Source organism: Flavobacterium sp. N1736 (genome assembly GCF_025947065.1).
Taxonomy (GTDB): domain Bacteria; phylum Bacteroidota; class Bacteroidia; order Flavobacteriales; family Flavobacteriaceae; genus Flavobacterium.
This window is the reverse complement of sequence record NZ_CP109994.1, coordinates 1,391,467-1,407,902: the sequence shown is the minus strand read 5'-3', so window position 1 is coordinate 1,407,902 and position 16,436 is coordinate 1,391,467. Positions and strand designations below refer to the sequence as shown.

12 protein-coding genes and 1 tRNA gene are annotated in these 16,436 nt (G+C 31.8%); 6 read left to right on the top strand and 7 right to left on the bottom strand.

Features of this window, described 5'->3' with window-relative positions; genetic code table 11:
• Nucleotides 1-24: 24 nt before the first annotated feature.
• A complete protein-coding gene (locus OLM54_RS06105; protein ID WP_264537706.1) occupies nucleotides 25-540 on the top strand; it encodes a DinB family protein in 516 nt (171 codons plus the stop codon).
• 150 nt (nucleotides 541-690) lie between these two features.
• Here the strand turns inward: OLM54_RS06105 and recQ are convergent, their stop codons facing one another.
• From recQ to OLM54_RS06075, 6 genes are all read right to left on the bottom strand, one after another.
• Entirely contained in the window at nucleotides 691-2,799 is a 2,109-nt protein-coding gene (gene recQ, locus OLM54_RS06100; RefSeq protein ID WP_264537705.1) for a DNA helicase RecQ, read from the bottom strand.
• A 153-nt stretch (nucleotides 2,800-2,952) separates the two neighbouring features.
• The gene (locus OLM54_RS06095; protein WP_264537704.1) at nucleotides 2,953-3,360 is read right to left on the bottom strand and encodes a DNA primase; all 408 of its coding nucleotides are present in this window, start codon (nucleotides 3,358-3,360) and stop codon (nucleotides 2,953-2,955) included.
• A gap of 7 nt (nucleotides 3,361-3,367) precedes the next feature.
• A complete protein-coding gene (locus OLM54_RS06090; RefSeq protein WP_056253513.1) occupies nucleotides 3,368-4,336 on the bottom strand; it encodes a deoxyhypusine synthase family protein in 969 nt (322 codons plus the stop codon).
• Nucleotides 4,337-4,440: 104 nt separating this feature from the next.
• Nucleotides 4,441-5,844 carry an arginine decarboxylase gene (locus OLM54_RS06085; RefSeq protein WP_264537703.1) on the bottom strand — a complete coding sequence of 468 codons (1,404 nt, stop codon included), beginning with the start codon at nucleotides 5,842-5,844 and terminating at the stop codon, nucleotides 4,441-4,443.
• Between the two features lie 296 nt (nucleotides 5,845-6,140).
• Nucleotides 6,141-7,208 carry a 3-dehydroquinate synthase gene (aroB, locus tag OLM54_RS06080; RefSeq protein ID WP_264537702.1) on the bottom strand — a complete coding sequence of 356 codons (1,068 nt, stop codon included), beginning with the start codon at nucleotides 7,206-7,208 and terminating at the stop codon, nucleotides 6,141-6,143.
• 142 nt (nucleotides 7,209-7,350) lie between these two features.
• The gene (locus OLM54_RS06075; protein ID WP_264537701.1) at nucleotides 7,351-9,648 is read right to left on the bottom strand and encodes an O-antigen ligase family protein; all 2,298 of its coding nucleotides are present in this window, start codon (nucleotides 9,646-9,648) and stop codon (nucleotides 7,351-7,353) included.
• A 314-nt stretch (nucleotides 9,649-9,962) separates the two neighbouring features.
• Between OLM54_RS06075 and OLM54_RS06070 the strand changes: the two genes are divergently transcribed.
• Complete coding sequence (locus OLM54_RS06070) at nucleotides 9,963-11,132, top strand: proline dehydrogenase family protein (RefSeq protein WP_264537700.1); 1,170 nt, start codon at nucleotides 9,963-9,965, stop codon at nucleotides 11,130-11,132.
• A gap of 100 nt (nucleotides 11,133-11,232) precedes the next feature.
• Here OLM54_RS06070 and OLM54_RS06065 read toward each other — a convergent pair whose 3' ends face one another.
• Entirely contained in the window at nucleotides 11,233-13,023 is a 1,791-nt protein-coding gene (locus OLM54_RS06065; protein WP_264537699.1) for an ABC transporter ATP-binding protein, read from the bottom strand.
• 265 nt (nucleotides 13,024-13,288) lie between these two features.
• Here OLM54_RS06065 and OLM54_RS06060 point away from each other — a divergent pair.
• The 4 genes from OLM54_RS06060 (at nucleotide 13,289) to OLM54_RS06045 (ending at nucleotide 16,425) form a co-directional block, all read left to right on the top strand.
• Nucleotides 13,289-13,363, top strand: a tRNA-Val gene (locus tag OLM54_RS06060).
• Nucleotides 13,364-13,474: 111 nt separating this feature from the next.
• A complete protein-coding gene (locus OLM54_RS06055; protein WP_264537698.1) occupies nucleotides 13,475-13,882 on the top strand; it encodes a helix-turn-helix domain-containing protein in 408 nt (135 codons plus the stop codon).
• A gap of 125 nt (nucleotides 13,883-14,007) precedes the next feature.
• Nucleotides 14,008-14,418, top strand: coding sequence for a helix-turn-helix domain-containing protein (locus OLM54_RS06050; protein ID WP_264537697.1), 411 nt, complete (start codon nucleotides 14,008-14,010; stop codon nucleotides 14,416-14,418).
• Between the two features lie 669 nt (nucleotides 14,419-15,087).
• Nucleotides 15,088-16,425, top strand: a complete 1,338-nt coding sequence (locus OLM54_RS06045; protein WP_264537696.1) for a hypothetical protein — start codon at nucleotides 15,088-15,090, stop codon at nucleotides 16,423-16,425.
• Nucleotides 16,426-16,436: the final 11 nt, after the last annotated feature.

The window sequence follows — 16,436 nt, the reverse complement described above, 5'->3', positions numbered from 1 at the left end:
ATTTTATAATTAAAAATAAAAGAAATGAATTCAAGTCAATTATTAGAGAATGAATATTCAGGCGGTTTTACAACTTATATTCGAGAAGCCGGAGAAGTAAATTTAATTGAAGAATTAGAGATTTCTCTACATGATTTTATTCGGTTTGTTCAAAACATTCCGATGGATAAATTTGATTATCGTTATGCTGAAGGAAAATGGACGATCAAAGATATTATTCAGCATTTGATTGATTGCGAACGTATTTTTGCTTATCGTGCTTTGCGTTTTTCAAGAAACGACCAAACACCTTTGGCAAGTTTTGAAGAAGATGATTATGCTAATAGTACAAACTCAAACGGAAGAAGTATTCAGGATTTATTAACTGAATTATCAGCGTTAAGACATTCAAATTTATTGTTTTACAAAAGCTTATCTGAAGAACAGCTTAAACGTATAGGAACAGCTTCTAATAATCAGATTTCTGTTCGTGCTTTGGGTTTTGTGATCATTGGACATCAAAAACATCATCAAAAAGTGTTTGAAGAAAGGTATTTGTAACGTATGAAATATTAGAATATAAAAAAATCCTGTGAATACTTCACAGGATTTTTTTGTTTTCAGAATCTTGTCATAAAATACGAATAGTATTTCTTTGACGCGTTACTTACAGAGATCCCACGTTCCTCGCAATGACATAAAATGCGAATTCTACTTATTTCTCTCTACAATCGCAAGTCCAAATCTAATTGTATCGTAAGAAACTTTTTCTTCAAAATAATCGTAGTAAGGTTTTAGAGCAGTTGGATATTCTAGTTCTATTTGTGCTTTGTGAAGTAGTTTTACTTCTTTTTCAGTAACAAACTGATTTATATCAATATTATGACCGTCTGCATACAATTTCGCTAAATGCGAAACAATTGTAGTGCGCCCCAGATTTCGTTTTCCGGCAATTTCGTCTATAGAATCTCCATTTTCAAAAAGCTCTAAAGTTGTTTTATAGGTGTTGCTTTCTTTTTTTACTTTACTATTTTCTTTTTTTACTTTTTCGTAATAAACAATGGCATCTATAAATTCTGAGCCGTATTTTTCAAGCTTGGCTTTACCAACACCATCAATGGCAAGAAATTCTTCATCGCTCATTGGTCGTAACGTTTCCATTTGTCTTAAAGCAGCGTCACTGAAAATTACATACGCAGGAACTTCTTCATCTTTTGAAATTTCATAGCGTAATTTTCGCAGTATTTCAAAAAGAGAATTTTTTGCTGTTTTGGCTTTTGTTTCTTTGATTTCGTTTTTATCAATTACTTTTTTAACAACAGTGGTCAATTTTACTTTTTCTCCTTCAAACAAAACCTTTCTTGCAAAAGAGGTGAGCAAAATTTTATTGTGCTGATGAAAAGCAATTTCACAATATCCTAAATTAATTAACTGAATAAGATATTGATTCCAGTCGTACCATGAAATGTCGGCGCCAATTCCGTACGTCTTTAAGCTTTGATAATTTTTTTCGTAGATATACGCGTTTTTTGAGCCTCTTAAAAAGTCTACAATTACAGCCAAAGGCTCAGATTCCTGCAAACGGCTAATGGCGGACAATGCTTTTTGTGCCAAAATTGTTCCGTCAAAAAATACGGGTGGTTTTTTACAAATATCGCAATTCCCACAATTTTCATTCACCAGTTCGCCAAAATAGGAGAGTAGAATTTTGCGTCGACAACTCAAAGCGTCGGCATATTGCTTCATTCTTTCCAGTTTAGCCAACTGAACATCAGAGTTTAATCCTTCTGAAGCAAATTTCTGAAGTTGAATTACATCGGCATAACTTTCAAATAAAACCGTTTCAGCAGGCAATCCGTCACGTCCTGCGCGACCAATTTCCTGATAATAACCTTCAATGTTTTTTGGCAAATTATAATGAATTACCCAGCGTACATTAGATTTATCGATTCCCATTCCGAAAGCTATTGTTGCGCAAACGACCTGACAATCATCATTGATGAATTCATCTTGCGTTTTTGCACGGAGTTTATTATCTAAACCGGCGTGATAGGCTTTTGCTTTTATGCCGTTTTTCAATAACTTATCTGCGAGTTCTTCTGTAGTTTTTCTGCTCAGGCAATAAATAATACCTGATTCATTTGGTCTATTTTCTACAAAATCAATAATCTGTTTTACTCTGTCTAAAGCCGGGCGAACTTCCAGACTTAAATTTTTACGATCAAAAGAAGCAACAAAAGTTTTTGGATTTCTTAATTTTAATTGTTTTGTAATATCCGTTCGTGTTGCCTTATCTGCAGTAGCAGTCAAAGCCAGAACGGGAGTAGAAGGGAAGCGGCTTTTTAAATATCCTAAATTAGTATAAGCCGGTCTAAAATCATGTCCCCATGATGAAATACAATGCGCTTCATCAATTGCAATTAAGCTGACTGTCAATTCATTAAAAACTACATCAAGATAAGATAAACTTTCAGGAGCAATATAAACAAGCTTAAAGGTATTGGATTTTAAATTATCAATATAAAACTGCTGTTCTTCGCTGGATTGGCTGCTGTTTATGTAACAGGCAGAAATACCGTTGGTTTTTAAACTATCAACCTGATCTTTCATTAAGGCAATTAAGGGAGAAATGACAATTGTAATTCCTGGCAAAACTAAAGCGGGTAATTGAAAACAAATCGATTTTCCGCCACCGGTTGGCATTATTGCCAGTGCATCCTGTCCAGAAAGTATGGTGTTTATAATAGTTTCCTGATTAGGTCGGAATTTTTCAAAACCAAAATTTTCTTTTAGTTTGGCGTGCAGTATTTCTGAATTCATGGCTTATAATTTATGGCAGTAAATATAGGAAGAAATAACAAATTGTATAATTTTTCTTATAATTTAAAATCACATTGATATTTTGAAATTAGTAATCTAAACAAAAAAAGGAACCCGAATTGAGTTCCTTTACTTTATTTTTAAAGAGATGAATTAATCTTCATCGTCTTCATCATCTTCGTCAGCAATATCATCCGGATCTTTATCCTCATCGTCATCATCGTCTCCGCCATCAACATCTGGTTTGTCTAGATTATCATCATCATCGTCGTCATCAATATCGTCATCAAGATCAAGACCTTTTACTGGTTCGATTACATCAACATCTACGTCGATATCATCATCTTCATCGTAATTTTCAATTCTGTCGGCAAGTTTAGTACTAATTTTTACTAAATAAATAGTGTCTTCTGTACGAACTTCAACAGCTTCGATCAATTCGTTTTTAGCATTTCTAAAACGGATTACATCCGAATCATCATAACCATCAGGAAATTTCTCTACCAAAAGGTTCAAAATTTCGTTGGTAAGTTTAGCGTAGTCTACTATAACTCTTTTCATAAATATCCTATAAATCTAATAAGTAAGCAAAAATTAACGGTGCAACGATTGTAGCATCCGACTCAATAATAAATTTAGGGGTTTTAATATCTAATTTACCCCAAGTGATTTTCTCGTTTGGAACTGCTCCGGAATAAGAACCATAACTGGTTGTTGAATCTGAAATTTGGCAGAAATAAGACCAAAACGGAATATCATGCATTTCCATATCCTGATACAGCATTGGCACAACGCAAATAGGAAAATCTCCTGCAATACCACCACCAATTTGGAAAAATCCAATTCCGTTAGCGCTATTTTTTGGATACCAATCAGAAAGGAATACCATATATTCAATTCCTGATTTCATGGTAGAAGCTTTCAAATCTCCTTTAATTACGTATGAAGCAAAGATATTTCCCATCGTACTATCTTCCCATCCCGGTACAATAATAGGTAAGTTTTTCTCTGCAGCTGCATACATCCAGCTATCTTTTAAATCTATTTCATAATATTCTTCTAAAACACCGGATAATAGCATTTTATACATGAATTCATGTGGGAAATAACGCTCACCTTTATCGTCAGCATCTTTCCAGATTTTATAAATGTGTTTTTGTAAACGACGAAATGCTTCATGCTCAGGAATACAAGTGTCAGTAACACGATTTAATCCTCTTTCAAGCAAAGCCCATTCGTCTTCTGGTGTCAAATCACGATAGTTAGGCACTCTTTCGTAGTGAGAGTGTGCTACTAAATTCATGATATCTTCTTCTAGATTGGCTCCGGTACATGAAATGATCTGTACTTTATCTTGTCTAATTATTTCGGCAAAAATTTTACCAATTTCTGCTGTACTCATAGCGCCAGCCATACTTACCATCATTTTAGCACCATTTGCCAATTGTTGTTCGTATGCTTTTGCAGCATCGACTAAAGAAGCAGAATTAAAGTGTAAATAATGTTTTTCAATAAACTGACTGATTGGTCCTTTCATTTTGTTTTGTTTTTGTTTTTTTTTGAATTAAAAGTTAACCTTTTGGGATGGTACTGCAAATTAATAATTTTATGGATATTAACATTTAATTTGCAGGTTTTTTTTTATACTTTTTTTGTATATCCTAAAATTTTCAATACATCGTCAGAAGTTTGCTGTTCTGAGAAGACCTCAGTTGCTAATATTCCGTTTTCGTCACGATCTATTAAAATATGTTTAGGCTGTGGAATCAAACAGTGGTGTAAACCTCCGTAACCTCCAATAGTTTCCTGATACGCACCAGTATTAAAGAAACCAATATACAATGGCTTTTCTTTGTTGTATTTAGGCAAATAAATCGCGTTCATATTTTGTTCTGAATTGTAATAATCGTCACTATCACAAGTCAATCCTCCTAATAAAACCCGTTCGTAAGTATCGTTCCAACGGTTTACCGCCAGCATAATAAAACGCTTATTTATAGCCCAAGTATCCGGCAAAGTAGTAATGAATGACGAATCAATCATATTCCATTTTTCTCTGTCATTTTGTTGCTTTTGATACAAAATCTGATAGATAGCGCCACCGCTTTCGCCTACAGTAAATGACCCAAATTCTGTAAAAATATTAGGAACGTCAACTTCTGCTTCATCGCAGGCGATTTTAATCTGATTAATAATTTCATCAATCATATATTGATAATCATATTCAAAAGCAAGCGAGTTTTTAATCGGGAAACCACCTCCAATGTTTAATCCATCAAGAGTAGGGCATTCCTTTTTAAGCGCAATGTATACTTTAATACATTTTACTAACTCATTCCAATAATATGCTGTATCGTTTATTCCGGTATTAATGAAAAAGTGAAGCATTTTCAGCTCTAGTTTATCATTTTCCTGAATTTGTTTCTTGTAAAACGAAACTATGTTTTTATATCCAATACCTAATCTAGATGTATAAAACTCAAATTTAGGTTCTTCCTCAGCTGCAATACGAATTCCAATTTTGAATTTTCCTTTAATTTCTGCCTGAAGCAAATCAAGTTCTTCGTAATTATCAATAATCGGAATGGTGTTTTTATGTCCGTTATTAATTAATCTTGCAATATTACTGATGTATTCATCTCTTTTAAAACCATTGCAAATAACGTAAGTACTTTTGTTGATTTTACCATTCTCCAGCAAATTCTCCACAATATTAACGTCAAACGCCGAAGATGTTTCAATATGAATGTTGTTTTTGAAAGCTTCATTCATAATATATTCAAAATGAGAACTTTTTGTACAATAACAGTAGTAATATTTTGCTTCGTATTTGTTTTTTTCCATTGATTTTCTGAACCAGGCTTTTGCTTTGTTGATATTTTCAGAAATCTGAGGCAAATAAGTAAACTTTAATGGCGTACCATATTGTTCAACTAATTTCATCAAGTCGATATTGTGAAATTGTAAGTTGTCTTTGTTTAATTTAAATTCCTCTTGTGGAAAGTAGTATGTTTGGTTTATTAGATCAGAATATTTTGTATTCATTTATTTTTCAATATTTTAGGATTGTAATTTTAATTTAAGATACGATAATAATCTTAAATTCAAACCCTAATATTGGCAAATATGATTTGCAGTTTTTCGTGTTCGGCTTTTGAGCAAAGGAAAACATCAAAACAAAACGGACTTTTACTATTATAAAAACGATTCAACATTCTTAGTAAAGAACTATTGAGCCGGTTTCTATAAGAACTAAACTGTCTTTGTTTATTGTTTGTTTTCATCGTGGCAAATGTAAAAAATAATATATACCTAAAGCAAAGGTTTTGATTAAAAAAAGTTTAAGATTTATAATCCTGAAACGCATTCAGAATCAATTTATTTTCAACGGATTGATTAATTTTTATCTTTCCGATTGCTTCAATCAATGCAAATTGAATTAATCCATATTCATTTTTTTTGTCGTGAACAAGTAATTCTAATATAGGTTCGATGTCATTTTCTTCAAATGCGATGTGATCATAAATATCCTGAATTGCGGTTTTAATTTCGGTATATTCTGCCGCTGTAATTAAGTTTTTATGCAACGAAATATAACTTTCCAGAATCATGCCAACAGCAATCGCTTCACCATGCAGCAAAGTTTTCTTGGTTTCACTTTCTAAAAAGTAACTTTCGATGGCGTGACCCAAAGTATGACCGAAATTTAAGGCTTTACGAATATTTTTTTCTGTTGGATCCTGAATTACAATTTCATTTTTAATTTCGACAGAACGATAAATTAATTCGTCAAAATCTGCGTAATCAATTGATTTTAAGTCTAAAAATTGTCTCCAGTAAGCAGCATCATATATTAAACCGTGTTTTAGCATTTCTGCCAGACCGGAACGCATTTCGCTTTGTGGTAAAGTTTCAAGATATTGTGTATCAATTAAAACCATTTGAGGAACGTTGATAACACCAATCTGGTTTTTAAGATTTCCAAGATCAACGCCTGTTTTTCCTCCAACAGAAGCATCAACCATAGATAATAAGGTAGTTGGAATATTTATAAAATCAACGCCACGTTTAAAAGTTGAAGCTACAAATCCGCCCAAATCAGTTACAACGCCGCCGCCAAGATTAATTACAAGAGATTTTCTGTCAGCACCAAGTTCCGTAAGTACGTTCCAGATTTGAATACAGGTTTCAATATTTTTATTGGCTTCACCGGCTTCAAATTCGATGATTTCTATAGTTAAATCAGTTTCAAGTAAAGGCAAAAATTTAGGCAAGCAGTATTCATTTGTTTGATTATCAACTATAATAAACAAATTAGAATATTTATTTTCTTTTAAATGTGTATTTAAGGCTTCGTAAGCATTTTGGTTAAAATGTACGAGATAATTATTGGCTTGAATAGACTGCATATTTCACGGGTTAATTGAAACCGCAAAATAAGGCATTTTTAAGGAAATAATATTCAAACTTTTGTGCTAATTTGTTTTAAAATGAATCATTCTAATTAAGGTTTAAATTATTTACTTTATTTAAAAACTAAATTAAGACTTATTACTTACATTCTTTAATTAATTGCTGTTGTGCTCCTCCAAAATTTTTAGCTTTAGACAAATTAAAATATTTGCAGGCATTTTTCTGATCATTATTTTTTAAGTAACAAATACCAATATAGTACTCTGCTAATCCATTATTTAAACCTGGATATTTTACTGCATCAAGAAAGTAAGTCAAAGCTTGGATATAATTTTTTGAATAATAATAATTTAGACCAATACTTTGTAGTAAGTACGCATCTTTAGGATCTATTTTTAATGCTTCTTTAAAAGATTCAAGTGATTCATTAAATTTTGATTGTGATAACAATACCTGCCCATCCAAAGTGTATTTTTTTACTAGAAGATTGCTCTTTAATTTTTTTAAAGTACTATCATTTGGCATTTCTTTTAATCCGTGATCTATAAAGCTATTTAAACTCTTCTCATTATATTTTGCTTTTTGCAATTCAGTAGCCGGAATACTCCAGGTTTCCGCAATCTTTCTGTATTTTGAAAATAATTTATATTCTTTAAGTATTTCCGTAGTATCCTTTTTTACTGCGGCTAAACTAGTTGAATGTTGATAGTAAAATAAATCTCTAGGGCGTAAGTAAAAAGCTTCTTTAATATAAACATACGCACTGTCGACATTGTTTTTTTCTTTGGAAATTAAATGTTTATAATAATTTATCCTACCAGTATATGGGTTGATTTTGCTTGCTTTAGAAAAACAAACATATGCTTTTTCATAGTTTTTTTCACGTAAATAATAAATACCTGCGTATTCGTAATAGGCTTCTGAGGTGTTAAAAACATTAGGATATAATGGTAATCGACTTATTACTTCATCACCTGTTAAAGCTCCTTTAGTCTGATGATTAATATCATCTTTCTTAATTAAATCTTCTAAAGTTGAAGCTTTATTGATTAAATAGGCAGAGTAAGTTGTAATTATTGTCACTAAAAGCAAAATTGGGTATAATTTGATTTTATGGTTTTTTAGTAATTTAAAATCATCTAAAACAAGTTTGTTTATCACGGTTAACGATAATAATAATGACAGAAAAATTTGCATTGTGGGTCTGTATAACGGGAAGTTGAATAGTGAATCCATTCCATATACTACTACTAGCATTAAGGTTAACATTGCAACAGTCCTTACATCAGGATCAGTAGAGTAGATGATTTTTTTTGCATTGACAAAGAAAACAAATACAAAAAGTGATAAAAAAACGAATCCGTTTACTATTCCTGTTTCGGCAGTAATTTCCAGAAAATCATTATGGGTATTTAATGAAACAATAGAATCATTTTCAGTTGTCGCCTCATATGGTATTGATTCTATAAGGTAATTTCCTAATCCAACACCTAAGAAAGGGTTTTGTTTGGATAGTTTTATAGCATTTCCCCAATATCTTAATCTTGCCTGAGATGAGGCATCTTCTGTATTTATTTGCTGAAGTTTATTGTCAATAGAAACATAACGACTATTAGTCGTTTTTTTAAACATATTAGTTGAAATAAATATAGAAATTAAGAGAGGTAAAATTAGAATTGAAACTTTGAGAAGGTAAGCTTTACTAAAAGAATTTATTTTTAAGTAAGAAAAAATATAAATCAAAAAGATTAAAATAGTACTAAGTAAGGCTGTTCTGGCTCCTGTTAAAAAAATTACCGTAGTTACAAGGAGTAACGTAATTAATAATAGTAATTTTTTATAATTGGTAAAATGGGTAATGCCTAATAATAAAAATGGAATTTTTATGGTTAAACTGGCAGCTAATATATTAACATTACCTGCGTTTCCAGTCATTCTGATCAAAGCGCTGTCAATAGAAGCTTTATAAGTTTGCATAAATTCGTTGAATACCTGCCAGCTCTGAAAAAAAGCACCAATAGAAATAATAATAATAATTTTGTAAAGTAGATCAATTTTGTCTTTTAATAAAATACAAAGGTTTATAAACAAACAAAATACAATTAATAGTTGTGTAATTTTTGTAAAAAAAAGAGAAGTGTTGCCAGCAACAATAATAGATAATAGTGAGATAAATAAAAAAACTAAATAACTTCTAAAAATATAACTTTTTTTTAATATTGGAACCAGATCTTTAGAGATAAGTTTTAAATTGAAACAAACATAAATACCGAATACTAAATTTAATAATGATAAATATAAAAATTGCGGATTTATAGTTGTCATACCTTTATGAGGTAAAAAATCGACTACCAAAATCAATCCAGTAAAAAGTAAGACAATAAAATTTGGAATTAGTGATATTTCGCTATTTGTGCTTGCGCGGATATTATACATAATAAAAATATAATTTTTGCAAATATAATTTTTTTACGTTTAATCTTGTTAAAAAAACAAATGAAATATAATTTTTTTCTTACTTTCAAAATGTTAACATCTTTATTATTAAATAAATAATATTTTACAACTGTCTAATTTGTTTTACAATAAATAATTCTAATTAAGATTTAAAGCGTTTATTCCAAAATTTCACAAAGAAGTAAACTCTCACCATAAAACTTATTTCCTAGTTAACAATATGAAAAAATATGACACTTATTACTAAATAATATTCAAAAGTCTATCTATATTTGCACAAAAAACTGACCTTAATGGAAAAAATATTCGATAACACACAAGTTGCATTTTCGCTAAAAAGCGATACAGAACTTGATAGAGCTTATTTTCTTTTTAAAATGATCGACAGCCAGCCCTTGGTAAGAATAGGAACTGCTGTTACAAATTTTGCTATTAAAGCAAATCTTCCTGTTGAAGGATTAATTCGCGCAACTGTTTTTGACCATTTTTGTGGTGGTGTAAACGAAGACGATTGTATTACAGTAGTTGACAAAATGTTTACCAAAGGAGTTTCATCTGTTTTAGATTATTCAGTTGAAGGAAAAGAAGAAGAGGAGCAATTTGATGCGGCTTTACAAATGACTTTAAAAACTATTGAATTTGCTAAAGAACGTTTGGCGATTCCGTTTGCAGTTTTTAAACCAACTGGTTTTGGGCGTTTTGAATTGTATGAGAAACTAGGCGAAAAACAAACGTTAACTCCTGCAGAACAAGCAGAGTGGGATAGAGTAGTAGCTCGTTTTGACCAGGTTTGCGGCGAAGCACATAAAAAAGATGTTGCCCTGTTAATTGATGGTGAAGAAAGCTGGATGCAGGATGCTGCTGATGATTTGGTTACCGATATGATGCGCAAGTACAATAAAGAAAAAGCAATTGTTTTTAATACTTTGCAAATGTACCGTTGGGATCGTTTGGATTATTTGAAAAAATTGCATGAAATTGCGAAAAATGAAGGTTTCTTTATTGGAATGAAACTGGTTCGTGGCGCTTATATGGAAAAAGAACACAAAAGAGCAGAAGAAAAGGGATATGTTTCGCCAATTTGTGTTTCTAAAGAAGCTACAGATATTAATTATGATGCTGCCGTACATTATATGTTAGAGCATTTAGAAATAATGTCAATTTTTGCAGGAACTCACAACGAATTGAGTTCTTATAAATTGATGGAAATGATGCAGGAAAAAGGAATTTCCAAAAATGAGAATAAAATCTGGTTTGGGCAATTATACGGAATGAGTGATAATATTAGTTACAACTTAGCCGAAAACGGTTATAATGTTGCTAAATATCTTCCGTTTGGTCCGGTTAAAGATGTTATGCCATACTTGATTCGTCGTGCTGAAGAAAATACTTCTGTAGCCGGACAAACAAGCCGCGAATTATCGATGATAAAAGCAGAACGTAAGCGTAGAAAAGGGAAGTAAATTTCAGTCTCAGTTTACAGTTTACCTAAAAAAGCTCCAAGTATTATTGGAGCTTTTTTTATGCATTCTAAACCCGACAGGTTTTTAAAACCTACAATATCTACGAATTACTAAACTGAAGATTACTTAAATTTTTATAAATTCCGTTTTCAAGGTTTATTAATTCCTGATGTGTTCCTTCTTCCGTGATTTTTCCGTTATCCAGAACTAAAATTTTATCTGCGTTTCTAATGGTCGAAAGACGATGCGCAATAATAATACTTGTTCTTCCTTCCATTAGAACTTCTAATGCTTCCTGAACCAGTTTTTCGCTTTCGCTGTCTAAAGATGATGTTGCTTCGTCAAGAATTAAAATACTTGGGTTTTTAAGCAGTGCTCTTGCAATTGCAATACGCTGGCGTTGTCCGCCTGATAATTTTACGCCGCGTTCTCCAACAAGAGTTTCAAATTTTTCAGGGAAACCTTCAACAAAATTTAGTGCATTGGCTTGTTTTGCTGCCAGCATAATTTCTTCGTTTGTTGCATCCGGTTTTCCGTAAGCAATATTTTCTCTGATCGTTCCGCCAAATAAAATTACATCTTGTGGAACAATACTCATATTTCCACGAAGATTTTCTAAATCATAATCGTAGATGTTTTTTCCATCAACCAAAATTTCTCCTGATGTAATATCGTAAAAACGTAATAAAAGAGACGAAATAGTTGATTTTCCTGCTCCACTTGGACCAACAATGGCGATTTTTTGACCAAATTCAGCATTAAAATTGACATTTTTTAAAACTTCAACTTCCTTACGGGAAGGATAACTAAAAGCAACATTTTTGAAACTTACAATTCCCTTTAATTTTTCTATAGAAGATGATTTTTGAGTACCTTTTATATCTTCCGGAGTTTCTTCCAGCAATTCAAAAACACGTTCAGTTGCTCCAACAGCTTTCTGGATTTGTGCATACATTTCGGCAATTCCGCCAAAAGAAGCACCAATAAAAGTGGTATAAAGTACAAACGAAATTAAATCACCAACACCTTCAACTTCACCTTTAATCGTTAAAGTAATTCCGTACCAAACAACAGCTACAACACAGCCAAAAAGGCAAAGAATAATAAATGAAGCAAAGTAACCTCTGTATTGACCGCCTTTGATGGCAATTTTTACAATTTCTTTAATCTTATTTTTATAACGCTGAATTTCGTACCATTCATTAGCAAAAGCTTTTACATTGCTTATTCCCTGTAAAGTTTCTTCAACAATTACCTGGCTTTCTGCTACTTTATCCTGCGTTTTTTTTCCGTATTTACGAATAAATCTTCCAAAGATTACTGCAGCAACAGCAACAATTGGTACAATTGCCAACATCATTAAGGTTAGTTTAGGACTTATATTTCCCAAAATAACAAAACCTCCAATAATTAATATAAACTGACGTAAAAACTCAGCAATCGTAGTGGTGAATGTGTCTTGCAATTGCGAAATATCAGCACTAATTCTGCTATTAAGTTCTCCAACACGTTTTTGAGAATAAAATGACATTGGAAGTTTAACCAGATTCTCATACAATGCAAAACGAATATTTGATAATGAATTTTCAGTAAAATTTACAAAAAGTGAAATCCTGAAAAAAGAGAAAACAGCCTGTAAAACCAGAATTCCCATAAGACCAATAGCAATTTCGTTGGCCCTCGAAAGGTCTTTATTGGTGACACAATCTACCAGCATTCCCATTAATTTAGGAAAGGCGAGGGCAGTGGCACTCGTTAATAATAAGAAAATCAAACCCAGGAAAAATTTCCATTTATGATTTTTGCCGTATTCAAAAATTCTGAAAGCTTTTTGAAGTGAGTTAGAGTCTAATTTAGCTTTTGGTAAATCATTTTCTTGAAATCTTGCCATTTGAATATACAATTAAGGTATGCAAATGTATAACTATAGCAAATGAATACAAAAGAATATTATAAATTAGCCACTCAGATTTTGTATTTTAACTAAATGATAAGAAAAAGATAAATTTTCTTTGCTTTTTAAAAAGCTGAAAAATAGATTGGTAAACAGAAATACTAAAAAATAATTCATTTTATTTTAAAAAACACTTGCAAATACAAATTCTAGCTGTATATTTGCACTCGCAATCAGATAATGATAGCAACCTAGTAAAATAGGGCGATTAGCTCAGCTGGTTCAGAGCACCTCGTTTACACCGAGGGGGTCGGGGGTTCGAACCCCTCATCGCCCACAAAAAACTCCATTAGAAATAATGGAGTTTTTTTATGCCTTATATTTTTCTACCTTTGAAAGGCAAACTAAATTGCTTTATATTTGAGCCTTCAGAAAATTGATATTCATTATGGAACAAAAAATACATCAGGGAAGAAACGTAAAACGTTTCAGAGAAATGCTTGGAATCAAACAAGAGGCATTGGCTTTTGATCTGGGGGACGATTGGAATCAGAAGAAAATTTCTATGCTGGAGGCAAAAGATGTTATTGAAGATGATATGTTGAGGCAAATTTCACATATATTAAAAATCCCTGTGGAAGCTTTTCAGAATTTTGATGAAGAACAAGCGATAAATTTTATTTCTAATACTTTTAACGATCAATCAAATGGATATAATTATTATCCAACTTTTAATGTAAATCCTGTTGAAAAATGGATAGAGGCTTTAGAAGAAATTAAGCGATTAAATGTGGAGCTTTTAAAATCCAAAGATGAACATATTAAGGCTTTAGAAAAATTACTAAAAGAAAAATAATCTTTAAAAAAATATAAAACTCCATTAGAAATAATGGAGTTTTTTTTATGGCTTATATTTTTCTACCTTTGAAAATGCAAACTAAATTGCTTTATATTTGAGCCTTCAGAAAATCGATATTCATTATGGAACAAAAAATACATCAGGGAAGAAACGTAAAACGTTTCAGAGAAATGCTTGGCATTAAACAAGAGGCATTGGCTTTTGATCTGGGGGACGATTGGAATCAGAAGAAAATCTCTATGCTGGAGCAAAAAGATGTAATTGAAGATAGCCTCCTTAAACAAATTTCAGTATTATTAAAAATTCCCGTTGAAGCTTTTCAGAATTTTGATGAAGAGCAAGCTGTGAATGTTATTTCTAATACATTTACAAGTAATGATACATCAACATTAAATGCAGTTAACCCAAACTGTACATTTAATCCAATTGACAAAATTGTACAATTATATGATGAAAAAATTGCTTTATACGAGCGTATGTTGAAAGAGAAAGATGAAATGATGGCAAGATTTGAAAAACTAATCAATAAATAATTTGGGATAAAATCAATTTAAGTAATCTTGAAAACTTAAAAATTCTTAAAAGAATAAAAAAACTCCTTAATTTTTAGGGAGTTTTTTTATGGCTACAGATCTCGATATCTTTCCTGCAAGGTTTTCGAAACCTTGTAGGTATAAAATAGCAGTCTGGTTTATAAATTTGCGTTAACGGATAAAAAAAATGTAGGTAAAGTTTATCGCCCCAGTTTGTCACTCTGAGGCACGCAGAGTCTCCGCAAGTAGCTCTACAGAGAAACTTTGCCGAGTTACTTGCGAAGATCCTTCCTTCGTCAGGATGACAAGATTGCGGTTTTTCTTAGTCGATTAAACAATTAAATCTTGAATTTTTAAAAGCTAAACATAAACATATTAAGGCTTTAGAAAAATTACTAAAAGAAAAATAATCTTTAAAAAAATATAAAACTCCATTAGAAATAATGGAGTTTTTTTATGTTTTATATTTTTAGGTATGTTAAACGGTTGTGGGTACGGATAATAAATCGTGTGATCGGATAATCGATTTTCTCTGTAACTATGCCAATAGCAAATCTGCTGACGTTTTTTTAAGTCTTATTTTAATATTCTTATAGCTTTTCGCGGCAACTTGTTTAGTGGATGGTTTAGACTTTTACTAAGTTATTAACTAAAAGCCAATAATTAATTATGAGATTTAAATTAAAACCGATTGCAAAAGGATTGCTGTTTTGTTGGATTATGACTTTATATAGTTGCGAAAATGAATCACCCGCCACCAATGAGATTATAAGTAAAGACAAAACAATTAGTAAAGCAAAAGAATGGTTAGAGAATAATAAGCCAAATTTAGAAGCGCTGGAATATACGCAGACTGTTGACTGGAATAACGCTGTACTTCTTAATAACGGAGGCGAAGAAGCAGTTGAAGTACCTATTGTATTGAAAAATAATATTTCTACAAATGTTATTGAAGACCAAGACTATAAAACTTGCATGAGCCTGTTGTTTATTAAAAATGTTGCCGGCGTATATAATGTATTTAATATCGTTTATACTACCAAAAATGAATTGTTAAATAATAATGACAAATCATTTAATATCCTTAATATTGGTTCTGAATATTCAGGCTATATAACGATTCAGAAAAGTGATAATAATATTGCATTCTCAGGAAAATATGAAAACGGGGAATTTTCCGGTTTTCATAATTACAGCCCAAAAATAAGTACTACAAGCAAACTTGTATGTACTTATTATGTTACGGTAGGCAATTACTCAACCTGTAGTAACTGGGTATGGTATCCTGATAACACCACTTCTGGGGGAAATCTTCCACCGGGGTATATGCCGGGAATCTCAGGCCCGCTTTATCCTAATGGTCTTCCACCAGTTGATCCCTGCATAGCTGCACTTAGAACAAACGGTATTGTGACAAATCAAGGCTTTATCAATGCGAGAGCTGCTGTTGTGGCGGCCAGTGCAGATGGTCATGAACATAGTATTACATTAGGAGGAACAGCAAGTTCCTCAAGTCCTTATACACAGTCCGTAATGAACAATGGAGGAACAAATGGTGTCGCAGTAAACGAAAGCCTTCAGGGAGCTTTTGCAGCAATTCACAACCACCCCAATAACAGTGCATTATCTTCAGGAGATATTTATGCAGCGGTCACACTTAATACTAAAAATGCTGCCTTCACGACTTCATTTATTATTACCGGAGGTCAGACGTATGCTATTGTAGTTAATAACCTGCCAAACGCAAAGAATTTTGTAAATAATTACCCGCCAGATTTATCACCTAATTATCCTCCTGAATTTCCTAATGTTATATTTGACCAGATTGATTTTATAAATTCTCAAATAGGGAACTCTATCGATTCTAAAACAGCATCCATTTCTTCGGTTCTGGATAAATACAATGCTGGAATTACATTAATGAAACTAGAAAGCAACGGTAAATTTAACAGAATTAAAATTGTAAAAAATGCAGATGGCTCTTACTCATCTGTTCCATGCCAATAAAATGAAAAACA

Bases quoted from the DNA above. Each gene is read 5' to 3' on its own strand.
- OLM54_RS06105 (WP_264537706.1), top strand. From the start codon at position 25: ATGAATTCAAGTCAATTATTAGAGAATGAATATTCAGGCGGTTTTACA.
- recQ (WP_264537705.1), bottom strand. From the start codon at position 2,799: ATGAATTCAGAAATACTGCACGCCAAACTAAAAGAAAATTTTGGTTTT.
- OLM54_RS06095 (WP_264537704.1), bottom strand. From the start codon at position 3,360: ATGAAAAGAGTTATAGTAGACTACGCTAAACTTACCAACGAAATTTTG.
- OLM54_RS06090 (WP_056253513.1), bottom strand. From the start codon at position 4,336: ATGAAAGGACCAATCAGTCAGTTTATTGAAAAACATTATTTACACTTT.
- OLM54_RS06085 (WP_264537703.1), bottom strand. From the start codon at position 5,844: ATGAATACAAAATATTCTGATCTAATAAACCAAACATACTACTTTCCA.
- aroB (WP_264537702.1), bottom strand. From the start codon at position 7,208: ATGCAGTCTATTCAAGCCAATAATTATCTCGTACATTTTAACCAAAAT.
- OLM54_RS06075 (WP_264537701.1), bottom strand. From the start codon at position 9,648: ATGTATAATATCCGCGCAAGCACAAATAGCGAAATATCACTAATTCCA.
- OLM54_RS06070 (WP_264537700.1), top strand. From the start codon at position 9,963: ATGGAAAAAATATTCGATAACACACAAGTTGCATTTTCGCTAAAAAGC.
- OLM54_RS06065 (WP_264537699.1), bottom strand. From the start codon at position 13,023: ATGGCAAGATTTCAAGAAAATGATTTACCAAAAGCTAAATTAGACTCT.
- OLM54_RS06055 (WP_264537698.1), top strand. From the start codon at position 13,475: ATGGAACAAAAAATACATCAGGGAAGAAACGTAAAACGTTTCAGAGAA.
- OLM54_RS06050 (WP_264537697.1), top strand. From the start codon at position 14,008: ATGGAACAAAAAATACATCAGGGAAGAAACGTAAAACGTTTCAGAGAA.
- OLM54_RS06045 (WP_264537696.1), top strand. From the start codon at position 15,088: ATGAGATTTAAATTAAAACCGATTGCAAAAGGATTGCTGTTTTGTTGG.